The organism is Trichocoleus sp. DQ-A2, from assembly GCF_039961915.1.
Taxonomy (GTDB): Bacteria; Cyanobacteriota; Cyanobacteriia; order Cyanobacteriales; family FACHB-T130; genus FACHB-T130.
The window spans coordinates 39,007-60,977 of sequence record NZ_JAMPKD010000009.1; the positions used below are offsets into that span (position 1 = coordinate 39,007).

The following is a 21,971-nucleotide window of genomic DNA, read 5'->3' on the forward strand; positions in this document are numbered from 1 at the left end:
ACCACCTGACTAGGAGAAATTAACCATGCGGATGTTTAAAATTACTGCCTGTGTTCCCAGCCAGACCCGTATCCGGACTCAGCGGGAATTGCAAAACACTTATTTCACGAAACTCGTTCCCTACGAAAATTGGTTTCGCGAACAGCAGCGGATTATGAAAATGGGTGGAAAAATCGTTAAGGTTGAGCTGGCTACTGGTAAGCCAGGAGTAAATACTGGTCTACTTTAATTTGCGGAAATAGGCTTGTTTACGGAATTTTCAACATTTAGATAAGATTCAAATGCAAAGAGGTCTTAAGGACCTCTTTTTTTGTGGCTCAATAGCCGCTTTCGATAGCAATTCGTTTTATTAGGCTACACTTCGATTCCCGAAGCTCCCTTTTTCAGCAGACGCCTAGAGCGATTTTGTTGCTAGTAATTTGTGAATCGTATAAGAACTAGATTAAAAAGAACGACTAAAGTTTGCTAGTTAAGCATTTATTGACTTCTTGTCAAGGATTTTTCCGGAATTTCTGTTAAGCCAAATTCTTTTAGAACTCAGCGCTGTGTTCGTAATCCAGGCATTCTTCCTCGCTCTCTTCTCTCCAAGTTCTACCGCTTGTCTCACATCGATGCTGCTCGCCTATCCAAGGTATCACCACTGGATGTGTAGATGAGTAGAGTGAAGATGAGCTGACGAGAGCTAATAGGATGGAGGCGATGCCGATAAATCCTGCCAACACCAGGACAGTCAGCACCGTTACATTGAGAGGATGAGTTTTGACCTGCATTTCTAAGTAATCTCGCTCAACTTTATAGGAAATAGGGAATCGTCTCTGTAGTCTTGGGGCCTAATTGAGCTTTTTCAGCTTGTTCAATCCAAACTCTAAGTGGTCTGCGTGATTATACGTAATAGGGGCGATAGATATTACGAAGTAATAAGGTCGCGTTTTTACTTAAACCACTGAAATTTAGAATTTTGATTCGGTAATCATACGGTTAAGTTCAATACAAAGATCGTCAGTGAAGCAATCTTCTTGAAAGCTTTAATTTAGAGGGTAGATTAATAAATTTTTGATTTAGAAAGCGATCGCCTGATGCCCTTAGATGTCAGAAAGATTTATAGAAAAGCAAAGAAAATCGGGAGCGGATGAACCGATATCGGGCAAAGCGCCTTATCATTTTGGTCGGTACCGCTGCTAATGTTGGGGAGCGAGCAGCACTCCGTGCATCTGCCAAAGCGATCGCTTTGTGATTCCCTGCCGCTGAATGTTACCTATACGCCAAGTCGCTGTGAATTTACGCCAGCTAATTCCTGTTTTTAATTCCTCTACCCAGGATTGGGCAATAGATGCCAGATTGTTGCGGTGGCTCACCTTCCTCTGGCTATTTATCGGGTTAGTCGTGCTATTTTCGGCGTCCTATCCCAGCGCAGATGCTGAGTTTGGAGATGGGATGTACTACTTCAAGCGCCAAATCATCTCAGTCATCCTGGGGCTAGTAGCATTTAACCTGGTGGTGAACTTCCCCCTACGTTCTGTTCTAGAAATCGCTGATTGGTTTGTCATACTCCTGTTGGGAGTGATTTTCATCACCCTGATTCCAGGAGTGGGAACCACCACCAATGGCGCAACCCGTTGGATAGCTTTGGGGCCATTTCCGCTGCAACCCTCTGAGTTGATCAAGCCGTTCCTGGTGTTACAAGGCGCTCGGATTTTTGGGCATTGGGACAGACTAACGTGGAAAGTCCGCTTGACCTGGCTGTTTATTTTTTGCTGCGTGCTTTTGGGAATTTTGCTACAGCCCAACTTAAGTACAACCGCACTTTGCGGGATGACTTTGTGGCTAATTGCACTTGCTGCTGGGTTGCCTTATTCCTACTTGGGAGGAACAGCGCTGGGCGGGGTGCTCTTGGCGACAATCAGTATCAGCGTGAAAGAATATCAGCGTCGTCGGATAATGTCTTTTTTGAATCCTTGGGCTGACCCCATGCAAGACGGATACCAGCTGATTCAAAGTTTACTGGCCGTTGGTTCTGGCGGCACCTGGGGGTCTGGTTTTGGGCTATCGCAACAGAAGCTGTTTTATTTGCCGATTCAGTATACCGACTTTATCTTTGCGGTGTACGCAGAAGAATTTGGCTTTGCAGGCAGTTTGCTGCTGCTGTTGCTGCTGATGGCTTATGCGGCGCTGGCGCTAATTGTGGCGATAAAGGCGCAAAATCCCATTCACCGGCTGGTGGCGATTGGAGCCATGATTTTGATGGTGGGGCAGTCACTACTAAATATTGGCGTTGCGACTGGTGTCCTACCTACTACGGGTTTGCCCTTGCCGCTGTTTAGTTATGGTGGCAATTCAATGATTGCGAGTTTGATTGCCGCTGGGCTGCTGATTCGCGTGGCGCGGGAAAGTAGCGAAGCAGAAATTGTGTCTCTGCAAGGACGTCGGTCTGCGGCTAGGCGGCGACGCCGAGAGCAATAAGCTGTCTGTCACACATCTAACATCTAAATTGCACAAATTGAAAGAGAAGTTTTAGGTGAGGGTAATTTCCATTACCCACTACCAAAATGACTGTGCCAGTTAAATGCTTTTCCCTGATGACGTTGACATTACATTGACTCGAACGAAGGCGTTTTCTGAAGATTCTGTCGAATCGGAATCGCTATGATGAATTTCGTACCCTGTCCGGGCGCTGAAATACACTGCATCTGTCCACCATGTTGGTTTACGACGATTTGATAGGTAAGGGACAACCCAACCTTCGTGCTTTTGCCATTCGTTTTCGGCGTAAAGAAGGGGTCAAACAGGTGAGGGCGGACTTCCTCCGCTATACCAGGGCCATTATCTATAATCTGAATCGTCACAAAGCCACGGTCAGTTACTTCGGTACAAATCCGAATGGTACTGCGGGAGAAGTGTATTTCTTCAGGCGATCGCTTATGGTCATACTCCTCCAAAGCATCAATCACACTCGACAGCACATTGATGAATGCCTGGTTCATTTGACCTGCATAACACTCTACAGGAGGCAGCTTGCCATACTCTTTAACAATCTGAATGCCCGGATAGTCAGCCTTGGATTTCAGCCGGTTGTTCAAAATTAGCAGAGTGCTGTCTAGCCCATCGTGAATGTTCACTGGCTTCATCTGAGCCTCATCCACGCGAGAGAAATTCCGCAATGACTGGACAATCTCGCGGATGCGCTCAGCGCCAATCTTCATCGAACCCAGTAGTTTTGGCAGGTCTTCAACCAGAAAATCCAGGTCAATTGCCTGAGCCTCCTCCAGGATAGTTGGCCCCGGATTGGTTAATTCCTTGGTATAAAGATTCAGCAGGTACAGCAGGTCTTGGGTATAGCGCTCTGCGTGAGTAATATTGCCGTAGATAAAGTTGACCGGGTTATTCATTTCATGAGCAACACCGGCGACTAACTGTCCTAAACTAGCCAGTTGTTCGCTTTGGATCAGTTGACCTTGAGTCTGTTGGAGTTGGCGAAAGGCGAGTTCTAGCTGATGCGCTTGTTCTCGATAGCGTGCCTCTGATTGTTGTAATACTGCTTCTGTAGAAATCCGCTCTTGAATCTCTTGTTTCAGCAGAGCATTAGAGTGGGAAAGTTCAAGGGTTCTTTCCTCTACCCGTTCTTCTAGTTCTTCTTTGAGCTGTAAGAGTGCTTTTTCTACCCTTGTACGTTCTTGAATTTCTTGTTCCAAAAGCACATTTTGTTCTTTCAGTTTCTTTGTTAAACTCTGGATACTCAGTTGGACAGTAATGCGAGCTAAAACTTCTTCATGCTGAAGTGGTTTAGTAATATAATCGACGGCTCCCAGGCTTAAACCTCTAACCTTATCTACCGTCTCGGAAAGCGCCGTCATAAAAATTACAGGGATATCTTTCGTTACTTGATTGGCTTTCAGTTGACGGCAAGTTTCAAACCCATCCATCCCCGGCATCAGTACATCTAATAAGATAAGGTCCGGCAGGGCATATTCCCCCTTTTGAATCGCACTTTCGCCATCCCGGGCTACCAAAATCTTGAAGCCGGAATCCGCCAAAAAGTCGAACAAAACCCCTAAGTTTATGGGAGTATCATCAACGATTAAGATTATGCCTTTGTGGGGAATTTCTTCGCTCATTTATTTTCTCTATATTGTTTGATAAAATCCAAGATTTGTTTTTCTTCAAAGCCCTTGGCTAATTGACGTAAATGGTTGGTAAAGGGTATCCAGTCCTGATTCATCTGTTCCAGTTGAGCGGCTCGCTTGGCAATCCCTCTGAGGTCGCCCATCATTGCGAAATCGAAGAGTGCCGCGATTTCTTCTACAGGCGGAGGCACCATCGCTTTTGCGGAAGGCTCGCGGAATTCTTCATTTTTAATTTCTTCATAAATCCATGACAGCCCCAAATAACCGCGTAACTTTTCTAAAAGTTCCTGGTTTTGGATGGGTTTGGGCAGGAAATCGTTACAACCGGCTTGAAAGCTCTGTTGTTGATCGCAATCAAAAACGCTGGCTGAAGTCGCAATCACAACGACCTTTAAGTCGGGTGACTTTCTGATTCGACGAGTGGCTTCTAAGCCATTGAGGGCGGGCATCATTAAGTCCATCAAAATTACATGGGGTTGCCACTCCTGTGCTTTGGTTATACAGTCAAAACCATCAGTGGCTTCCATAATTTCAAACCCTAATGGCTCTAACATTTTTACTAGAATTGAGCGATTTTCCCATTGATCGTCGGCGATGAGGATTTTGCGCTTGTCGCCCAAGTAACCAATAATGGGGCGTTCATCTATTTGGGTGACATCTGCCCACTGGTCAACTAAGGGTAAATCTAAATCAAAGTAGAAAACGCTACCTTTACCTAAGATGCTGTTAACTTTGATTTCGCTGCCCATCATTTGCACTAATTGACGGCTGATTGCCAAGCCTAAGCCGGTGCCTTCGCTTTTGCGATCGCGCTCTCCGACTTGGTGGAAGGGTAAGAAGATTTCTTCTAATTGCTCTGGTGCCATACCGACGCCAGTGTCTTCTACTTGAAACCGAAATGTTCCGTCTTGATAGCTGACTTGGAAGGTGACGCCGCCGGTAGTTGTAAATTTTATCGCGTTGCTAAGTAAGTTGATTAAGACTTGCCGCAACCGTTTTTCATCGCCCTGGACTGCCATTGGAAGCGGGGCGATCGGTTGGTAGGTTAAGTAGATGTCTTTTTGTTGGGCACGAATACGGCACAGTTCGACGATGCCTTCAAGGAATTGGGGAAAATGAAAGTTACTCCGATGGAGTTCCATTTTCCGAGCTTCTATTTTGGAGAGGTCTAAGATGTCATTGATCAGGGTTAATAGATGTTCGCCGCACTGGTGAATGATGCCTAAACCATCTTTTTGCGACTCATTTAAGGTTTTGTCTCGTTTGAAGATTTGGGCATAGCCGAGGATGCCGTTGAGAGGGGTTCTCAGTTCGTGGCTCATGTTAGCGAGAAATTCGCTTTTGGCGCGGTTGGCGGATTGAGCGGATTGTTCGGCTTTTCGGCGATCGCGTATTTCTTGTTGCAGCTTTAGCGTTCGCTTTTGAACTTTCGCTTCCAGCATCCGGTTGTAGTTTTCTAATTGCTCGTGGGAAAGTTTCAGTTGTATTTGCGATCGCTCTAGCGCTTCCTCAGCCCGCTGGCGCTCCAGTTCGGCGCTAACTCGTGCTGCAAAGAGGCTCATAATTGATTTTGCCCGTTGCTCCTGCACGAGGGGCTTATCATCGATAAAGCAAATATGACCAATTGGCTTACTGGATGTTGAATCTAAAAGGGCAACTCCCAGGAAACACTCTCCTCCCAAAGCCGCTAAAGCTTCGCCTTTGGGGAAGAATGACTGGACGTTTTGGGGATAGCAACTGATGCCGTTGTTTTCAACCAGAGTCTCTTGTGTAAAGATGCTTTCGCAAGGAGTATGGACTAAGTCGTACTCAAAGTTGTCACCCAATTTGTCTGAATTCCAAAAGGAAAGCACTTTGGCTCGGACAGGTGTATCGTCCTCCCAGGCGGATGCTTCTGCCACGATAACGTAGCGAACTCCAAGCGCTGCGGCTAGATGCTGTGCAAACATCGGGTAGAAATCTTTGCCCGTAACTGAGGCGGTTCCGGCGATCAGATCCTGTAAGGCTTGTTCTGCTTGCCTGCGCTCGATAATTTGGCTATTTAAATAAGTGAGAGAGTTGGTTAATTTATCTCGCTGTTCTCCCTGGATATCTGCTGAATTGACTTCTATTAAGGCTGAGTCGGAGAGGTTGCCACCTAAAGCTACGTGACTGGACTCCACAACTTTGACAGCTTCGCCTTCAGCATTAAAAATAGGGACTTTAACGATGTCAAATAAATAGACTTGCCCATCGTAACGAGTTACAGGTTCTTGAGAGATGTGGAGCGTCTGCCCGGTATTCACGACATAGGCGTCATCCACGACAGACTGTTGGGTAGCATCCCGGTTATTTAGAGGAATATCTGTCGGATCGCGATCGCAAAGCTGTTCCAGTGTCATGCCGTAAAAGTCGCAAAATGCTTTGTTGGCATAAACTAGGCGCGATTGGGAGTTTTGGCACTTTACTAAATTTGGGATGGCATCTAAGACTTGTGCATACATCTCCGCCCGTTGACGCAGTTCTTTCTCGACCTCCTTGCAATCGGCTAGTGTCTGCTCTAGCTCGGCAATTTGCTGACGCAGTTTCAAGGATTCTTGATTCTGCAATTTGCCGGTACTGGTTTTACTGCGTCTATAACTTGTAACCATCTATTCCTCCTTCTATACCTTTTGGTTTTAGATATATCGAAATTAAGTTAAGCGGCTCAAATTCAACATTCAACACGGACATAGCACTCTCCTCGACCTTCTTGGAGTTTCCAATTAAATAGTCAATGATGCTCGCAGTTCGTTGGCGAAGTCATCCCTCTGCTAAGGAAAGGAGGAATAATATAGGCTCCTAGTGTCCGTATTTAGGATTCCCTAAATTTGGAAAAAAACTCTAATATTGAATGTTCTTTAATGTTAAGAAATAAAAAAAATATATTATTCCTTTATGAAAAAAGTAAAAGTTTTCTTTTTCAGGCTTGACAATCAGTAGGCTGGATTAATGATTTGTAGGATGGGTTGTCGATAGCGTAACCCTCACAGGTGTTGGGTTTCCTGCGTTAATCCAACTAAAAAAATATTCAATTTAATGCATCCGCCGACTGAATTAAGAACATTTGAATAAAAGACTCGCTGCAAGCTTAATGGGGCAATTAATAGAAACGGCGTTAAAAATTTCTTGAGAAACCTGCGTTGATAAAAAACATTGATGGGTGTTATTGTCAAGCAAACAATGCGGACGCTTTCCTTCGCGCCGGTTCTACCCTTCCAAGTAAGCTAAAATTCAAGCAGAATCAGCATTCCGCGAACTAGCCTCCTCATGATTGAAAGTCTGCAAACCCAGCTTTACGAACTCAGTGAATTTGCCAACCGTCTCGTTTTTATCCAGCTGCAACATCTCAGCGTTATCAGTATTGGCATTATCTTTGCAGCCGGATTGCTCACCAGTTTGACCCCCTGTATGCTTTCCATGTTGCCCATCACCCTTGGCTACATCGGGGGCTATGAAACCAAAAGCCGCCTCCAAGCAGCTGCCCAAGCTACCTGGTTTTCCTTGGGATTGGCAACAACGCTGGCAGGGCTTGGTATCTTAGCGGCGTTGCTGGGGAACGTCTACGGTCAAGTGGGATTTGGTTTGCCGATCCTTGTGAGCATTCTTGCGATCGCAATGGGGCTAAATTTACTAGAAGCTTTGCCCCTTCCGTTGCCTGCTTGGGGTGGGATGGAGTGGATTTCTAAAGAATTACCAGCGGGAGTGCGTTCCTATCTGATTGGTCTAACTTTTGGGGTGGTTGCGTCCCCGTGCAGTACTCCCGTGTTGGGAACGTTACTGGGTTGGGTTGCCACGACGCAAGACATGGTATTAGGTGCAGTCTTGCTGCTATCCTACACAGCAGGTTATGTGGCACCGTTGATTTTGGCAGGAACTTTTACAGCCTCTATTAAGAAGTTGCTGGAGTTGCGCCAGTGGTCGAGTTGGATTACACCCGTTAGCGGTGTGCTTTTAGTTGGCTTTGGGGTATTTTCGCTGCTGTCTCGGATTCCGATTGGCTAATGGTAATCAAAAGAATTCGCTATTACCAATACCAATTATCAATTATCAAAAAATGACTGCAAAAAATTCTTTTTTCTCAAACTTGGGGTCAACTTCCTATCGGTTTTGGCGGCAGGAATTGTTGCCATTGCTGGCAGATTTGCGGTTAGCGATCGCGTTGCTATTAGCGATCGCACTTTTCAGCATCTCTGGCACGGTGATTGAGCAGGGTCAGTCGCCCGCTTTTTACCAAGCAAACTATCCAGAGCATCCCGCTTTGTTTGGTTTCCTGACTTGGAAGGTAATCCAGGTAGTCGGATTGGATCGTGTTTATCGCACCTGGTGGTTTTTATCACTCCTAATTTTGTTTGGCAGTAGCTTAACTGCCTGTACCTTCACCCGGCAGTTTCCAGCTTTAAAAGCAGCACAGCACTGGAAGTTTTACGACCAACCCCGCCAATTTCAGAAACTCGCCCTGAGTGCGGAACTCGAAACAGGTTCGCTAAACAAACTGACCGAGTTGTTGCAGCAGCGGCGCTATAAAGTTTTTCAAGAAGAAGATAAACTTTACGCCCGAAAAGGTCTGGTGGGGCGGATTGGTCCGATTGTTGTTCATGCCAGTATGTTAATTATTCTGGGGGGTGCAATTTGGGGGAGTATCACGGGTTTTGTCGCCCAGGAAATGGTTGCCAGCGGCGATACGTTTCAGATAAAAAACATCATCGAAGCGGGTTCTTGGGCGCTGCCACAAGTTCCCAAAGATTGGTCGGTGCGGGTAAATCGCTTTTGGATCGACTATACACCTGAAGGCAGAATCGACCAGTTTTATTCCGATTTGTCGGTTTTGGATAAACAAGGACAAGAAGTTGATCGTCAAACGATTCACGTCAATCAGCCGCTGCGTTATCGAGGTGTGACGCTTTATCAAACAGATTGGGGAATTGCAGGTATCCAGGTGCGGCTGAATAATAGCCCAGTTTTACAGTTGCCGATGGCGTCATTAAATACTGTCAGCAAGGGTCGAATCTGGGGAACTTGGATTCCCACTAAACCGGATTTGAGTGAGGGCGTTGCCTTAATTGCGAAGGATTTGCAGGGAACACTGATGCTTTATAACCCAAAGGGTCAGCTAATCAATACTATTCGCGCCGGGATGTCGGTACCTGTGAATGGAGTCAGGCTGAGCATTGATGAAGTAATCGGCAGCACTGGCTTGCAAATAAAAGCCGATCCGGGTATCCCGTTTGTTTATGCTGGCTTTGGTTTGCTGATGCTGGGTGTGGTTATGAGTTATTTTTCTCATTCGCAAATTTGGGCGCTACAAGAAGGGGTTAGTGCAGCGTCTCAGAAGGAGATTCGCTTCTATGTCGGCGGCAGAACTAACCGCGCACAGGTTGCTTTTGAACGGGAACTGTTGGAAATTTTGGATCGAGTCAGTCATCCGTCTCAGGAGGAAGTGCCAGTTGTTGAGATAGAAGCGATCGCGACCCAGTCCTAAACCATTTTTGATGTGGGTTGGTAGAGGGGCGATTCATCGCGCCTCTACCAACAAATAACGTCTTCCACTCACACCTTTTTTTCTAGTTTCCAAAGCCAAACTTGACCCGTTGGGTATGCAGGCTCTATTTTGTAGTTCTGCTTTTGTAGTGCCTTTCTTAATTCCTTGGAACTCCTGTATAAAAACACATCACTGAACCCATCTGGAATCTGAGGCACATTTGGTTTAACGACTAATTGAAGCCGCACTTTCGGTTCCAGTGCATAGGTTAAAGGAAGAAAAAAGTTTAGTTTCTCATTGCTGATCAAAAGCGGATGAGCTGTTTTGTTGATGATTTGGGCTACTTTTGGATTGTATTCAGTTTGAGAGAGAGCTTTATTCCACCAGATTTCTTGTTGAGAACTGATGGCACAGGATATAACACCACTCGAAACTACTGCAACAAGCACAAATTGCCATAGTTTTTGTACCTTTGCACTTCTCGAAGGCAAACTAATTTTAGTAGCCAGTAAGTAAGCAATTGCTAGCTGAATCCCCAAATAAACAGCAACTAGATGTCGAGTTGAACCTGACAATCCTCCTCCGGAGATTAGATCTCTGGAAATAAAGGGAAGGGCAGTTACTCCAAGCAAAGTTAAAACAAATAACCAAACTTGCTTGCTAGTGTTACGACACAGAAAATAAATTGCATATCCTGACAGGAATAAAATCATTCCTACCAGTGTCAGTCGGATAAATTCTGTCCATTGATTGTTAAATCCAAACTCAATCACTCCTCCTGCTGGATCTGTATCAAGAAATGTCCGAGTGATATTGCGAGTCCAAGCTTTCACCCAAGAAAACAGGCTTTCTTTCTGGCGAGACCAATCTGTTGTCTTTTCAACGGTAGATGAATTAGCAATTAGAATTAGAAGCCAAGGCACAAATGTGAGCAAACCAGCCAAAGATGCCAGCAAATAGGCAAAGACTGTTTTAGTGAATCGGAATTTCTCGATTGTCAATAGATAAATTCCATGTCCAATCGCAACCAGCGCAAAAAATAACTGCGTATACATCCCCAGCGTTAGCGTTGCTGCATACACTCCCCAAGTAGAAATAAGGGTTTTGGTGTCTCTATTTCCCAGCCGCATCGCTCGCAGCAGTGCCGCACTCGATAGTAAGATCGCCACAATCCACAAACTATAAGGTCGTGCTTCCTGGGCGTAGAGAACTTGAAACGGGGAGACGGCGATGAGTGCGATCGCTATCCATCCTGCTAAGGAAGATCCAAATAATTCTTGGCATAGCCAATAGATGCAAGGAAAAGCTAGCAAGCTAATTAATGCAGACAAGCTTCTGATTATCCCTGGCGAATAACCAAACCATTGCACCCAATATCTTGCCATTAAAAAATAGAGGGGCGGATGCTGGGGAGTATCGACCACTATCGAGTTGATGGTTCCGCTTGCACCTTTTTCCGAATTGGGTTGTTGAAACTTCTGTAATTCTTCGACCCCCATCACCTGTCCATCAAAGACTTCTTGGGCGAATTCTGCCTTGCTGTAACCCGCAATCCGTAATGAAGTGAAAGTCTCATCGCCCCAGTAAACTTTGCGATCCAGGTTGACGAATCGAAAAAATACTCCCAGTACCAGCACGACAATGATAAAAAATTGTAACCAGCTTGGAGGAAGTAGCTTTGTTTGAGTTAACCTATTCTTAACATGGTTAAGGCTTTGTGCAACTGCCATGAAACCTCCATTTCGTAATCTAAAAAGCCGGGAAGCTTTGCGAAATGTTAGGCGTGCCAATGGAAGTTATCATTCACCCTGAGACTGATATTGTGTCTATTTTTTGAGCCGATAAGATAGACTTTTGATGACACAAAGCAGAAAGCCCGTTGGACGGGCTTTCTGAAAAAGATAATTTTTAAACCAGGTGGAAGTAGCCAGATGCAAGTGAATTTTTTTGCTGCTATCTAGGCGTCAGAGGACTTTTGATGACGCACTTCAATGACTGTGTGAACATTACCGCGGGGCGCGAAATCCCCTTTGATAGTGGCTTCTAAAGGATCGCAAGCTGCCACAAAGTCATCCAAAATTTGATTGATGGATTCTTCGTGGGAGATGTAGCGATCGCGGTAACTATTGATATAAAGCTTGATCGCCTTCAGTTCCACCACCCTTTGGTCGGGAACATAGGTAATATGGATGGTCGCAAAGTCAGGATAGCCAGAAAACGGACACTTACAGGTAAACTCTGGTAGAGTAATGTGAATGTCGTAGTGGCGTCCGACTCGCGGATTGGGGAAGGTAATTAATTGTCCTTCAGAAATATTTCGCTCACCGTATTTCATTTCCGAAAGCGGCGTTTCAGATGATAATTGTTGTTGTGTTGGCGACTGACTCATCAGTAGTGGTAGCAAACGTGGGTCGTTAGTTATTAGTCATTTATAACAAATAAAGGACTAATAACCCTTGAATATGAATGCAGGTCAAGCTTTTTCAGCCTTCTTCACCTGCTTTGTTCAGAAAATATCTCTAGAATTGAACGGATCTGTACTACCCTCCCAATCCGGACAATTTTTATCATCCCAGCCATAGGGATGCATGGCGCAGACTAACAGGTTTCCACCATAAGCTTGTCCGTGGTAATGGTGACAACCCATACATGCAGGATTTTTTTGTGGGGTGGGTTCAACAGTATCCACCATATAGGAAAAAGGCTGCTCACCTTCACCCACAATTTCTTCAAATTCTAAATAAATTTCAGCGATCGGTTCAAATAATTCCTGCAAACACTGATTGAGATCGGTTGCAATTGTAGTTTGCACGCTTTCGGCAACAGCGTCTACTACTTCTGTGATGCCAACGAAGAATTGCTCTACTTCATCAGCGACTGCTTCCATCATCTCGAAAAAATCTTTTTGCCACTCTTCCATTTTGGATACTCAGCACAAAAGGCTTAGTTTTTACCGGCGACGCGATGACGCCAATTAATCTGCAATTCTATTCTAAATAGTGCGAATCCATGATGCGATCGCAATGCTATAGATTAGCACCCGTTGCCTTGCGCGATCGCAAGGCGTGTGATGCTCTTCGCAGCGACTCGCTCTTGCCTATGCAGCTAACGATTCGGCTGTTCGCAGTTCATCGTTCATTACTGCAAAGCTAATCGCGCTTTAGCCGACGCAGTTCGTCCTGTAGTGCTTGCACCTGTTGGCGCATCGCGTCCACATCATTATTTGGAGCCGCATTTGGAGCTGCTGCCGACTTTGGCTCTTCATCTTCTGAGAGAATTTCAATCCGCCGCGGCTCACCGGGTTGGGTGCTGCTAGTAGATGGCTCAACGGGTGCCTGCTGGGCTTGTTTCATCATATCATCGACAAACCGGCGAGCTTCGTCTGTTGTCATCTCGCCTTTTGCTACCATTTCATCGGCTAGCTTTTGAGCTTGCGATCGCAACTCAGTTAACTTTCCCCCAGCTCTCTCACCCGCAGAGGCAGCTAAGCCAACCCCTAAGTAAAACGCTTTTTGAACAATATCTCCAAAACCAGCCATCGCAATAAGTCGCTCCTTTAATCTGCAAGTATCTACTGATTCCAGCATAAGCGTGAAATCGAGAAACTGCCCACCAATTACAAGGCAAACGAGGGCGAGGCGGCGATTCGGGTGATCCGGATACCACGCCTATCACAAGCATCCCGTGTTGCTGCTACCTTCCGGTTCTGACAAGGTTTAGGCGTTGCGATCGCATGGGTCCAGATCATCTAAAGCATAACATCATTCACTGAAAATTGAAACCTCTGGCGGCAATCAAGGATTCGCTTTTATTCGGCAACCACTCGCCACTCATAAAGTTCATACTTGACGCAGCCGTTTTGCACCAGCGGATCGAGTGAGACAATTGCGCGCGCCTCCTCCAGTGAAGACGCCTCAAATAGCATCATGCCGCCTCGCCGTTCCAGCCAGTAGCCGCTACGCGCCTTATATCCTTTGGTAATCAAATCCTGGACATAAGCTTTGTGCGCCGGTACAGATTTATCAAAGATCGGTTTATCAACGATGCCTTCTTCAATCTTTACAAACCAGGGCATTCACTTTCTTCCCTTATCTGGCTATATCTATTTAACAAGTAAACTACCGCTGGAAGTTCTTGGACAATACAAAACGCCGCTTCTTTATTGCTCTCTTGCCGCCGCAAGAGATTCAAGACTACGCCAAAGAGATTCAGCAGCACTTCGCCCAAACCTATGCTAGCAAAGGTGCCCAGAAATCTCCCCCGCATATCACGCTGCAACCGCCGTTTGAATGGCAGGTAGAGGCAGTGCCAGTGCTGGAAGAATGCTTGAGAACGTTTGCTTCCCATCGTTCACCTGTCTTCATTACCCTGAAAGGGTTTGGAGCTTTTCCACCCCGTGTTATTTACATCAATGTTCTTAAGACGCCGGAACTGCTAGCGTTACAAGCCGATTTAATGACCGATATGGAGACAAACTTGGGAATTGTCGATGCGGTTTCCAAGCAGCGTCCCTTTGCTCCTCACATGACTGTTGCCTTTAGAGACTTGACACGGCAAAACTTTCATGCAGCATGGGCTGAATTTCAGGGCCGATCGTTAGAGTTTGAGTTCACTGCTGCTCAGCTAACCCTACTGATTCATACAGGGGAACGATGGGAAGTGAGCGCCGAATTCCCTTGTTTAGCGCGCCGGAGGTAAACAGGGCAAGCCTTTCAGCCAAGGTTGCGGCTGGTTGTGGCGCGATCGCAACCTTTTTTCTTTCGCTCAGAAAAACCCTCACTCTAATAGCGAATCTTGTTCACTCAATTTTCCAATCTATCCTAGGGAATAAACGTTGATAAAGATTTGTCCTCTCTCATGGTAGAGGTAGTGCAAGCTTGACTCTCACTATTGTGTTGTTATTAGTGTGCTGTCCCCACACGAGTAGATTGCTAAAGTGAGAGGAGTCAATGAAAAAAGTTAATGTACTTAATGTATCCATTGACAACTTGTCAAGAGCAGAGCTATTAACCAAACTCGATCGGGAAGGTGGTATCGTATTTACGCCAAACGTAGACCACCTGATGAAGCTGCAAACCGATGGAGATTTCTACAAAGCTTACAATATCGCTACTTATAAAGTGTGTGACAGTCAGATAGTATTGTACGCTTCTAAATTTTTAGGAACGCCGATTAAAGAAAAACTGTCGGGTTCAGATTTATTTCCCGCTTTCTATATGCACCACAAGGACAATGAAAGCGTTAAGATTTTCTTGCTGGGTGCCGCTGAAGGAGTGGCTCGTAAAGCTCAAGAGCGAATCAATAACCAAGTAGGCAGAAATATTATAGTTGCTTCTCATTCGCCGTCTTTCGGATTTGAAAAGAGCGAAAAAGAATGCCTAGAAATTATTGACAGGATTAATAAGTCAGGCGCTACAGTCTTAGCCATTGGCGTCGGTGCCCCTAAACAAGAAAAGTGGATATTGAAGTATAAAAATAAATTACCCAATATCAAAGTATTCTTGTCTGTTGGCGCATCTCTTGACTTTGAAGCAGGACATAAACCAAGGTCTCCACAGTGGATGAGCGACGCAGGAATAGAGTGGTTACATAGACTCTTATCCGAGCCACAAAGGTTATGGAAAAGATATTTAATAGACGATATGCCTTTCTTCTGGTTAATTTTGAAACAAAAGCTTAACCTTTATAAAAAGCCTTTTCAGGCAGAGAAGAAATCCGTAAAATTAGAACGAGTTAAGTGGGAATAAAAAAATTCTTATTTGAAGGGACGTTTGTAAAGTACCTAATGTTATAATTCTGTAGCTTGCTTGTCGTAGGGTAAGTAGCCTTAGCAGCTATAGGATTTCTGTTAAAATTTATGGTTGCATGATGGATGTTCCACGGAACGTCTATTTTTGTGATGACATATCTTGGCAGGCGATTAGACTATTTGAATTAGACTACTTGAGAAATTTCTCCCACCTTTTCTCAAGCTCTTTCTTTCCGATAAACGGGCAAGGCTGGGGTTCTAAATAGATTGTAAGGGTCTATCGCATACCGAACCCCTTCGCTACAACTGCGTCACCAGATGTATTTGCTTGCCGCCTTAGGAGGATGTTCCTACTGGATTACTAATTGCCATAATAAATTCCTCTGCCATTTGTACCAATAAAAACTAAACCGAACTTCTGCAAGCTTGCTTCCATCACATTCGGGCTATTGCCAATCGGATTTTTCGGATTACCAATCCTTTTCCATGTCTTCCCTCTGTCGAGAGAACGGAAGATTCCTTTGCCCATATTATTAATTTCTCCGTACACATACAGTGCTGGAATCGTGCTTCCCTGCTGTGGTTTTCCTAAAGAAAACAAATAGGATCTCTTAACTGCATTCATCTTAGAGAAGGTCTTGCCACCGTCTGTCGAATGGTAAAGTTGTTTCTTATCGAGACTCAGCCAAATTTCACCTTTAACTCCAGATACGGTTCTTAGTGAGTGCCAACTTTCATCGGGAAGTGATGAATTCACGACTTTAAAAGACAAACCTCCATCGGTACTTTGATAGAATTTGCCATTCTTATAGTAATAAAACGTGTTACCATCCACTTTGTCTGCTGCCAGCGGCAAAGACCAATTCCAAGGTCCCTTGGAACCCTTGGGTAAGCCAGTAACTTCTTTCCACGAAGCGCCTCCATCATCTGTGCGGAGAGCTTTATCTCCACTAACAGTGACAACAAATAACTTTGGATTAGTTGCTGACATCGCTATACGCATCGGCATCGTGTCTTTTGGAAATGAAGCAAATTCTTTCCAAGTTAAGCCGCCGTCTGTCGAAGTTGCTCCCGAATAAGTATTGTTCCAGCGATTACCGCCAACGCGCACCATTTGCAGGGGAGCTTTTTCATAGTAGGCAATGCTGTAGGTATCCTGGAACGAAGGGCCACTAGCACTAAAGGTTTTAGATGGATAATTGTCTAATCCCTTGTTGTGGTAAAACCCGTCTACATCTGCCACCCCACTCAACAACAACGCGCCACTCGGAGGCGCAGTTAAGGTGAAGGTGACAAGCTCTTCGTGTCCTTTTTGATAGTTCGTCCAGGCAGAGGGTTGTTTGTTAATATTGTCTGTCCGCCATATTCCGTACCAATCAGTAAACCAAACTCTTCCAGAAACGTGGGGGTCAAACTCAATCGCAGAGACAGAAGGATTGGAGAGCATATAGCTAGACCACCAAGGAACGGTATTGTTAAGCGATCGCTTCTGCTCTTTCCATGTAGTTCCGCTATCGAATGAGCGGTAAATTTTAGTATTTTTTCTCTCTTTTGTAGCAACAAGAATATCTTTAGGATTAGCAGGGTTAATGCTCAACCCATTAAAATCCTCTTTGGAGCCTTGTGGAGTAATGTTTTTCCAATCTCCATCTGTATACTTTCTAACTCCAGGACTTCCATTAATTGTTGTGTAGAGAGTGTTATTGCGACTTGTCACTAGCCGCATCGCTTTTTTTGGGCTTCCGTCAATCTTGCTCCAGGTAATGCCTGTGTTAGTAGATTTATAAATTCCATCACCATAGGCATTGGCATAGACTAAGCCAGGCTTATCTTTGTCAAAGACAATTGCTGTGATGCCGATATCTTTTTCCGGCTTTCCGGGAAAAGAAGTCACTTTAGTCCAGTTCGCGCCAGCATCTGAAGATTTCCAAAGCCCATCGCGCCGCGAACCAAATAAAATCATTTTGGAATTAAACGGATTGATGACGAGTCTCTCTCCTACCTCCCGCCTATCTTGGTTGCCGCCCATTGGCAAGTCCAAATCCAGCTTTTTCCAGGTTGTACCTCGATCGTTAGACTTAAAGATAGTTCCAGGCTCATCCCAGACGTATTTGCCTGCGGCAATATAAACAATATTTGGATCTTTTGGATCGAGGGCTAGGGCTTCTCCGCCGTAGTAATTGCTCTTCTCTAGTGGAAAGTGGTCAGTTAGCGGTACCCAACTTTTATTTACTGAATTCCAACGATAGAAGCCACCCACATCAGTTTTGATGTAGACGAGATCCTTCTGTAGCGGATGCAGAAAAATACCCGTAACATAGCCCCCTCCGCCTATTGCAACATTCGTCTCCCCCAAAGACACATTGGTTCGGTAATTGCGGGAAGTGACAACTTCTGCCTGTCCTGATGCACCGTTAAGGATGTTGCTAGCAAGCCAGATGTGCTGAAGTGCGACTGTGGCAAACAGAGCAATGACAGCAAGGCGAACCGTTCGAGCTAACGAAAGGCTTGGTTGGGCGCTAAATTTAGTAATCAGCTTGAAGGCGATATGGGCGAGGCAAATCCCGATGGCGAAGACTAATAAGCTAGTCAGAACTGGTTGGACGCTTGCCAGCCCTGCAAATGTAACATTAGCGATCGCTTCAATGGTTGACCAATGATTAATAGCTGCATTAAGCATCGTTGAGCCTCAAATCCCATAATCAGCTACTTCCAACTAAGGAATTATAGCTGACTATACAGATTTGACGGGTTAAGTCTTAACTAATGCCTAAGGTGACTGGGCTACTTTCTTTTAAAACTCTTGCATCAAGCATATCTAAAATTCTGCTGTCCTGCGTCATATCGAATTTTCGGGCAAAGTGAACGTCCCTTCTTATAATTGCTGAGTAATCTTCAGCATTTAGAGTACGAGGATGACCGTGGCGAGTCCCAGTCCAATCAATATAGCGTTTATAGTCGTTACACAAATGAAATTGCCCGCTATTGACTAAAACCGTTTGGACAAAAGATTCATCAGGAATACAAGTCTTTTTATAGTAATTAATTAGCTCGGGGTTATGCTGGCAGAAATGATGTAAATATTCGACACACTTCCTCGATAGAGTCTTGAAGTAAGACCCTGCATAGCATTTAAAGTTTTCATTGAATGGAGATGAAGTCGTACGAACTCCTAGCATCAGCCCATAGGAAGAATTTATTCTCACCAAAGGCTGGACATTATTAATGACCATGCGAGGAATTTTGACGATAGCGCGTTTCCACAGTGGTAAATATTGACCCGAACGCCAGTACTGATAGAGATAGCGATCGCTACCTTCCCGGCTTCCCCAAAGATTTTCCTCTAAATCTGAAAGTACATCAAAATACTCTAAAAAGCCATCAAACGGTGATTCCGCAAGAAACTTCTCAATTTTTGGTAGCGGTTGAATCGGATAGTCTTGGCCTGTAATATTGGCAAGCCAATCAAATTCAACATTATGGCTAAAAAGCCAGTCAATGGCATTCAGATAACCTTGAACAATCGAAAAATCTCCTCGTCCTCCCGTACCCCTAATTACATTCACTCCTGGGAATTCGTGAAAGGCCGTTACGTCTAAATGACAACCCCTAAAGTCATGGCTAATCAATATCTGAGATTGGGGACTTGATTTTTTTAGAGTTTGCACCAGTCTAAAAATCTGTTCGGGATTTTTATGACTTTGAATCAGATATAAAACTTTCACGATCTTTAACCTCCAGAAAACAACTGCACGAAAAAGTGAACGCAACAATCTGCCAAAGTGTTGTGCATAACACTTCGGATGTACCATAAGTAGAGATAGCTAGATTCAACCAGGTCAAGGTATTAAAAAAAAACCTGATTATCTGCTCTCTATGCGGTAACAACAAAATTTGCAACAATTGTCAAACTAGAAATGCCTGCATAATAAATACTGGTGATTTTGTGCAAGCAAAGTCATAAATTGACAGAGAAATCTGTGTTCAAAAACTTAACTAAAACTGTTTAACTGCAATAGCATCGACAAAGTTAAAACAGCAGTAAATAGGTGCTTTCACTGGAAATCAGGCACTCTAGAATAGTTAAGTTCAGAATGGTAAATAGTAAACCTGGTATATAGACGAAATGTGGGTTTATTTGGTTCCCGGTTTTCAACCGAACCTTGTTTTATTGTTTCACCCACATAGACATAGATACTAAACTCTGTACCCTAGGAAAAAAATCTCTGTCTTTTAACCATGTCCAAATTCAGTAATGGTGTACAAAATTAGATTCTTCACGACAGGCTATGACCTTTTCGTTGCACCCAATTTTTTACATTTACAGCTATGGTCATAATTAAAATCCCAGTCTAAGGAACTCTTTAAGGGACTCAAGCCACGCTTGCAATCCTAGTCGCTTTACGCTTTACATCTTGTTACAGTGCCTATGGTGCAAGCGTCCCCCTTAAGATAGACTTTACTTATGCGATTTGTCCGCCTAAAGTAAAACATTAATATATTTCCTTTAAAATTAAAATAACAGTAACAAGCAATACCAATCTTGCCTGCACAAAACTAGCATAATAAAAAGTACTAGAAAATTAGCTAATTGCCACTTTGCAGATAGCTCAACAAGTATTCAGGCAAATTTTTCTGTTACTAAGGCATTGCTAAAAAATTCCAAGCAGAAGATTTTAGAAATTCATCCCGACTCAGCGGAGCTAAACCATCTACCCAATTTTTTAGCTTGAAAATTTTTAGACCACACTCATTGACAAGCAGATCGTAAATTCTGCTGTCGTGCCATTTCCCATCTTTCAATGTGCCATCAACCCATTCTTGAGAATTAATTAAGCCACTCTCGAAGACTAAGTAAGGTTTATAAGTTTTTAATGTTCTAATAGCACCTCTAAAAACCTGCAATTCTACGCCTTCTACATCTACCTTGATGAAATGAATCTTAAAGTCTGGAGCTAGTACATCATCAAGTCTCTGAGTTTTAACAGTGATTGGTTCCATAAGTGCATCAGGAATATGGCTTTCACAGCATTCCTTATCCAAGCTACTTACAGCCGGAGCATTCACTACATACCAAAAAATTGTTTCTGCCTCCGAATCACTCAAAGCTGTTTCTCTGACCTCAACAGTTGGAAATTTTTTTCTAAGCCTACTCGCTAACCGTGGTATTGGCTCAAATGCATAATGAAATCCCAGAGGTGAAAACTGTAAAATTTGGCTAAGTAAATCCCCTGTGTTACAACCAACATCAATACAGTTTGAGTTTTTTGCTAAAACACAAGACATGATTTCAATTGTGAAAGCATTGTCTTGTCTATTAAGAATGTCACTGCGTTTCGGAGGCTTTACGATATCTAAAAATGGTCTAACGACCGGATCGAGAAATGAACCCTTGATTGTTTCTTTGAAAAAGTTTTTTATTTCTAAGAAGATTTTCATGGTTTAGCTGCTCCAGTCACTAAAACGCCACTATGCTAACATCAATTAAGGTAGCTTCAAGGTTTTATTGAAGCAGTTAAATTAATTTTATTAGAATTAAAAAAAAGTTGTTGATTATAAAGATTAGCTAGACTGATCTTGAAGAATACGGCGTCTTTGAATAAGCCCAGTCATTTTGGCAGCAAGAGCCTCTATTTGGTAATAAACAGGATGGGGTAAGAAGCAGAGCAAATAGGCAGCTGCTAAGGTCATCAGCGTGCGGCGGGGCTGCTCCAAAAGGATGCGCCAGTGAGCAGCCAAGGCTCGGTGCATTAGCTGCACAGCCATTGAGCCTGCTTTTAAACGGACTGCACTTCTCGCTAAATATCGCAGTTGATATGCTTTAGTGGGGTTTTCCCATTCAGCAATTAATTCTGGAGCGTAGGAGCGTGTTTTTTCAATTACCCTTTCGAGAGCTTCTAATTGCTTCAGCAAACTAGCTGAAAGACCCCCTGCGTTTACCCGATACAGTGTCAGCGCTTCAGGAATGCCCTCAATTTGCCAGTTGGTTTGAAGGAGGATGCGAAGCCAGCATTCTATATCCTCTGCCTGACGAAAGTTATCATCAAAATAAAAATCTTCAACAGTCCCGTAAAGATTATCTTGAAATTTAATCGCTTCAAATACCTCTCGCCGAACTACGGGAGCAGAACCATTTCCGACTGGATTGTCGCGAAGTAAATCGGGTGGTGTAATGTCCTTGAACTTGGGCATCAGATAGGTACCCAAGGAATTTCCCGTTTCATCAACAAAAGCAGAGCGACTAAAACTAATCCCTACCGTTGAGGAATTATCTAAATGTTCGAGATGTTTCTCTAATTTTTCCGGTAGCCAAAGGTCATCGCCATCTAAAAAAGCTAAATAGTCGCCATGAGCATGGCGGATTCCGGTGTTTCTTGCTCCAGCGAGTCCTCTATTTTTCTGGCTAACGATTTTAATTCTAGGGTCTATATACTGCTGGCAAATTTCTACAGTTCTATCGGGAGAGCCGTCATCAACTACAATAATTTCAAAATTTTTGTATGTTTGAGCTAGAACCGATTCAATTGCAGCACCTATATACTTTTCTACTCCGTAGGCTGGAATAATAACCGAAAATTTTTTCATGAAAAGTACCATTTTC

18 protein-coding genes, 1 other RNA gene and 2 pseudogenes are annotated in these 21,971 nt (G+C 44.1%); 7 read left to right on the top strand and 14 right to left on the bottom strand.

Going from position 1 to position 21,971, the window contains the following annotated elements; all coding sequences use genetic code 11:
• Nucleotides 1–25 precede the first annotated feature (25 nt).
• A complete protein-coding gene (locus NC997_RS10695; protein WP_190411193.1) occupies nucleotides 26–229 on the top strand; it encodes a phycobilisome linker polypeptide in 204 nt (67 codons plus the stop codon).
• A gap of 301 nt (nucleotides 230–530) precedes the next feature.
• Here NC997_RS10695 and NC997_RS10700 read toward each other — a convergent pair whose 3' ends face one another.
• A complete protein-coding gene (locus NC997_RS10700) occupies nucleotides 531–770 on the bottom strand; it encodes a hypothetical protein (protein WP_190411192.1) in 240 nt (79 codons plus the stop codon).
• A 478-nt stretch (nucleotides 771–1,248) separates the two neighbouring features.
• On the opposite strand from NC997_RS10700, the gene NC997_RS10705 reads away from it, so the two are divergent.
• Nucleotides 1,249–2,460: an FtsW/RodA/SpoVE family cell cycle protein gene (locus NC997_RS10705; RefSeq protein ID WP_190426709.1), complete on the top strand. Its 1,212-nt coding sequence runs from the start codon at nucleotides 1,249–1,251 to the stop codon at nucleotides 2,458–2,460.
• Nucleotides 2,461–2,588: 128 nt separating this feature from the next.
• Here NC997_RS10705 and NC997_RS10710 read toward each other — a convergent pair whose 3' ends face one another.
• The 3 genes and pseudogenes from NC997_RS10710 to NC997_RS10720 all read right to left on the bottom strand — a co-directional run.
• Nucleotides 2,589–4,112, bottom strand: a complete 1,524-nt coding sequence (locus tag NC997_RS10710; RefSeq protein ID WP_190524518.1) for a response regulator — start codon at nucleotides 4,110–4,112, stop codon at nucleotides 2,589–2,591.
• Nucleotides 4,109–5,581, bottom strand: a pseudogene (locus NC997_RS10715) (ATP-binding protein); the annotation flags it as partial. The gene NC997_RS10710 and the pseudogene NC997_RS10715, both read right to left, overlap by 4 nt.
• 699 nt (nucleotides 5,582–6,280) lie before the next feature.
• Nucleotides 6,281–6,751: pseudogene (locus NC997_RS10720) on the bottom strand (PAS domain-containing protein); the annotation flags it as partial.
• A 658-nt stretch (nucleotides 6,752–7,409) separates the two neighbouring features.
• Between NC997_RS10720 and NC997_RS10725 the strand changes: the two are divergent.
• Both NC997_RS10725 and NC997_RS10730 read left to right on the top strand, forming a co-directional pair.
• Nucleotides 7,410–8,144 (top strand): cytochrome c biogenesis protein CcdA, encoded by a 735-nt coding sequence (locus NC997_RS10725; protein WP_190411189.1) that lies wholly within the window; start codon nucleotides 7,410–7,412, stop codon nucleotides 8,142–8,144.
• Between the two features lie 52 nt (nucleotides 8,145–8,196).
• Nucleotides 8,197–9,621 carry a cytochrome c biogenesis protein gene (locus tag NC997_RS10730; protein WP_190524524.1) on the top strand — a complete coding sequence of 475 codons (1,425 nt, stop codon included), beginning with the start codon at nucleotides 8,197–8,199 and terminating at the stop codon, nucleotides 9,619–9,621.
• Nucleotides 9,622–9,689: 68 nt separating this feature from the next.
• Here the strand turns inward: NC997_RS10730 and NC997_RS10735 are convergent, their stop codons facing one another.
• From NC997_RS10735 to NC997_RS10745, 3 genes are all read right to left on the bottom strand, one after another.
• Nucleotides 9,690–11,351: a glycosyltransferase family 39 protein gene (locus tag NC997_RS10735; RefSeq protein ID WP_190524526.1), complete on the bottom strand. Its 1,662-nt coding sequence runs from the start codon at nucleotides 11,349–11,351 to the stop codon at nucleotides 9,690–9,692.
• Between the two features lie 227 nt (nucleotides 11,352–11,578).
• The gene (queF, locus tag NC997_RS10740) at nucleotides 11,579–12,010 is read right to left on the bottom strand and encodes a preQ(1) synthase (RefSeq protein ID WP_190435437.1); all 432 of its coding nucleotides are present in this window, start codon (nucleotides 12,008–12,010) and stop codon (nucleotides 11,579–11,581) included.
• Nucleotides 12,011–12,127: 117 nt separating this feature from the next.
• Complete coding sequence (locus NC997_RS10745) at nucleotides 12,128–12,541, bottom strand: hypothetical protein (RefSeq protein WP_190430081.1); 414 nt, start codon at nucleotides 12,539–12,541, stop codon at nucleotides 12,128–12,130.
• Nucleotides 12,542–12,630: 89 nt separating this feature from the next.
• Here NC997_RS10745 and NC997_RS10750 point away from each other — a divergent pair, with 89 nt between their 5' ends.
• On the top strand, nucleotides 12,631–12,774 hold the full coding sequence (locus NC997_RS10750) for a hypothetical protein (protein ID WP_190411184.1): 144 nt from the start codon (nucleotides 12,631–12,633) through the stop codon (nucleotides 12,772–12,774).
• On the opposite strand, the gene NC997_RS10755 is transcribed toward NC997_RS10750, so the two are convergent.
• The 3 genes from NC997_RS10755 to NC997_RS10765 all read right to left on the bottom strand — a co-directional run bounded on the left by NC997_RS10755 (nucleotide 12,771) and on the right by NC997_RS10765 (nucleotide 13,696).
• Nucleotides 12,771–13,160: a phasin family protein gene (locus NC997_RS10755; protein WP_190435443.1), complete on the bottom strand. Its 390-nt coding sequence runs from the start codon at nucleotides 13,158–13,160 to the stop codon at nucleotides 12,771–12,773. The genes NC997_RS10750 and NC997_RS10755 overlap by 4 nt on opposite strands.
• 110 nt (nucleotides 13,161–13,270) lie before the next feature.
• Nucleotides 13,271–13,367: signal recognition particle sRNA small type (gene ffs, locus NC997_RS10760), an RNA gene on the bottom strand.
• Between the two features lie 62 nt (nucleotides 13,368–13,429).
• Nucleotides 13,430–13,696: a YciI family protein gene (locus NC997_RS10765; RefSeq protein WP_190524529.1), complete on the bottom strand. Its 267-nt coding sequence runs from the start codon at nucleotides 13,694–13,696 to the stop codon at nucleotides 13,430–13,432.
• Between the two features lie 59 nt (nucleotides 13,697–13,755).
• Between NC997_RS10765 and NC997_RS10770 the strand changes: the two genes are divergently transcribed.
• Nucleotides 13,756–14,319, top strand: coding sequence for a 2'-5' RNA ligase family protein (locus NC997_RS10770; protein WP_190430084.1), 564 nt, complete (start codon nucleotides 13,756–13,758; stop codon nucleotides 14,317–14,319).
• A gap of 251 nt (nucleotides 14,320–14,570) precedes the next feature.
• Nucleotides 14,571–15,368, top strand: coding sequence for a WecB/TagA/CpsF family glycosyltransferase (locus tag NC997_RS10775; RefSeq protein WP_190430085.1), 798 nt, complete (start codon nucleotides 14,571–14,573; stop codon nucleotides 15,366–15,368).
• A gap of 363 nt (nucleotides 15,369–15,731) precedes the next feature.
• Here the strand turns inward: NC997_RS10775 and NC997_RS10780 are convergent, their stop codons facing one another.
• From NC997_RS10780 to NC997_RS10795, 4 genes are all read right to left on the bottom strand, one after another.
• Nucleotides 15,732–18,050 carry a hypothetical protein gene (locus NC997_RS10780; protein WP_190524533.1) on the bottom strand — a complete coding sequence of 773 codons (2,319 nt, stop codon included), beginning with the start codon at nucleotides 18,048–18,050 and terminating at the stop codon, nucleotides 15,732–15,734.
• Nucleotides 18,051–18,129: 79 nt separating this feature from the next.
• Entirely contained in the window at nucleotides 18,130–19,095 is a 966-nt protein-coding gene (locus NC997_RS10785; RefSeq protein ID WP_190524536.1) for a beta-1,6-N-acetylglucosaminyltransferase, read from the bottom strand.
• A 916-nt stretch (nucleotides 19,096–20,011) separates the two neighbouring features.
• A complete protein-coding gene (locus tag NC997_RS10790; protein ID WP_190524539.1) occupies nucleotides 20,012–20,809 on the bottom strand; it encodes an FkbM family methyltransferase in 798 nt (265 codons plus the stop codon).
• Between the two features lie 123 nt (nucleotides 20,810–20,932).
• Entirely contained in the window at nucleotides 20,933–21,955 is a 1,023-nt protein-coding gene (locus NC997_RS10795; RefSeq protein ID WP_190524542.1) for a glycosyltransferase family 2 protein, read from the bottom strand.
• Nucleotides 21,956–21,971: the final 16 nt, after the last annotated feature.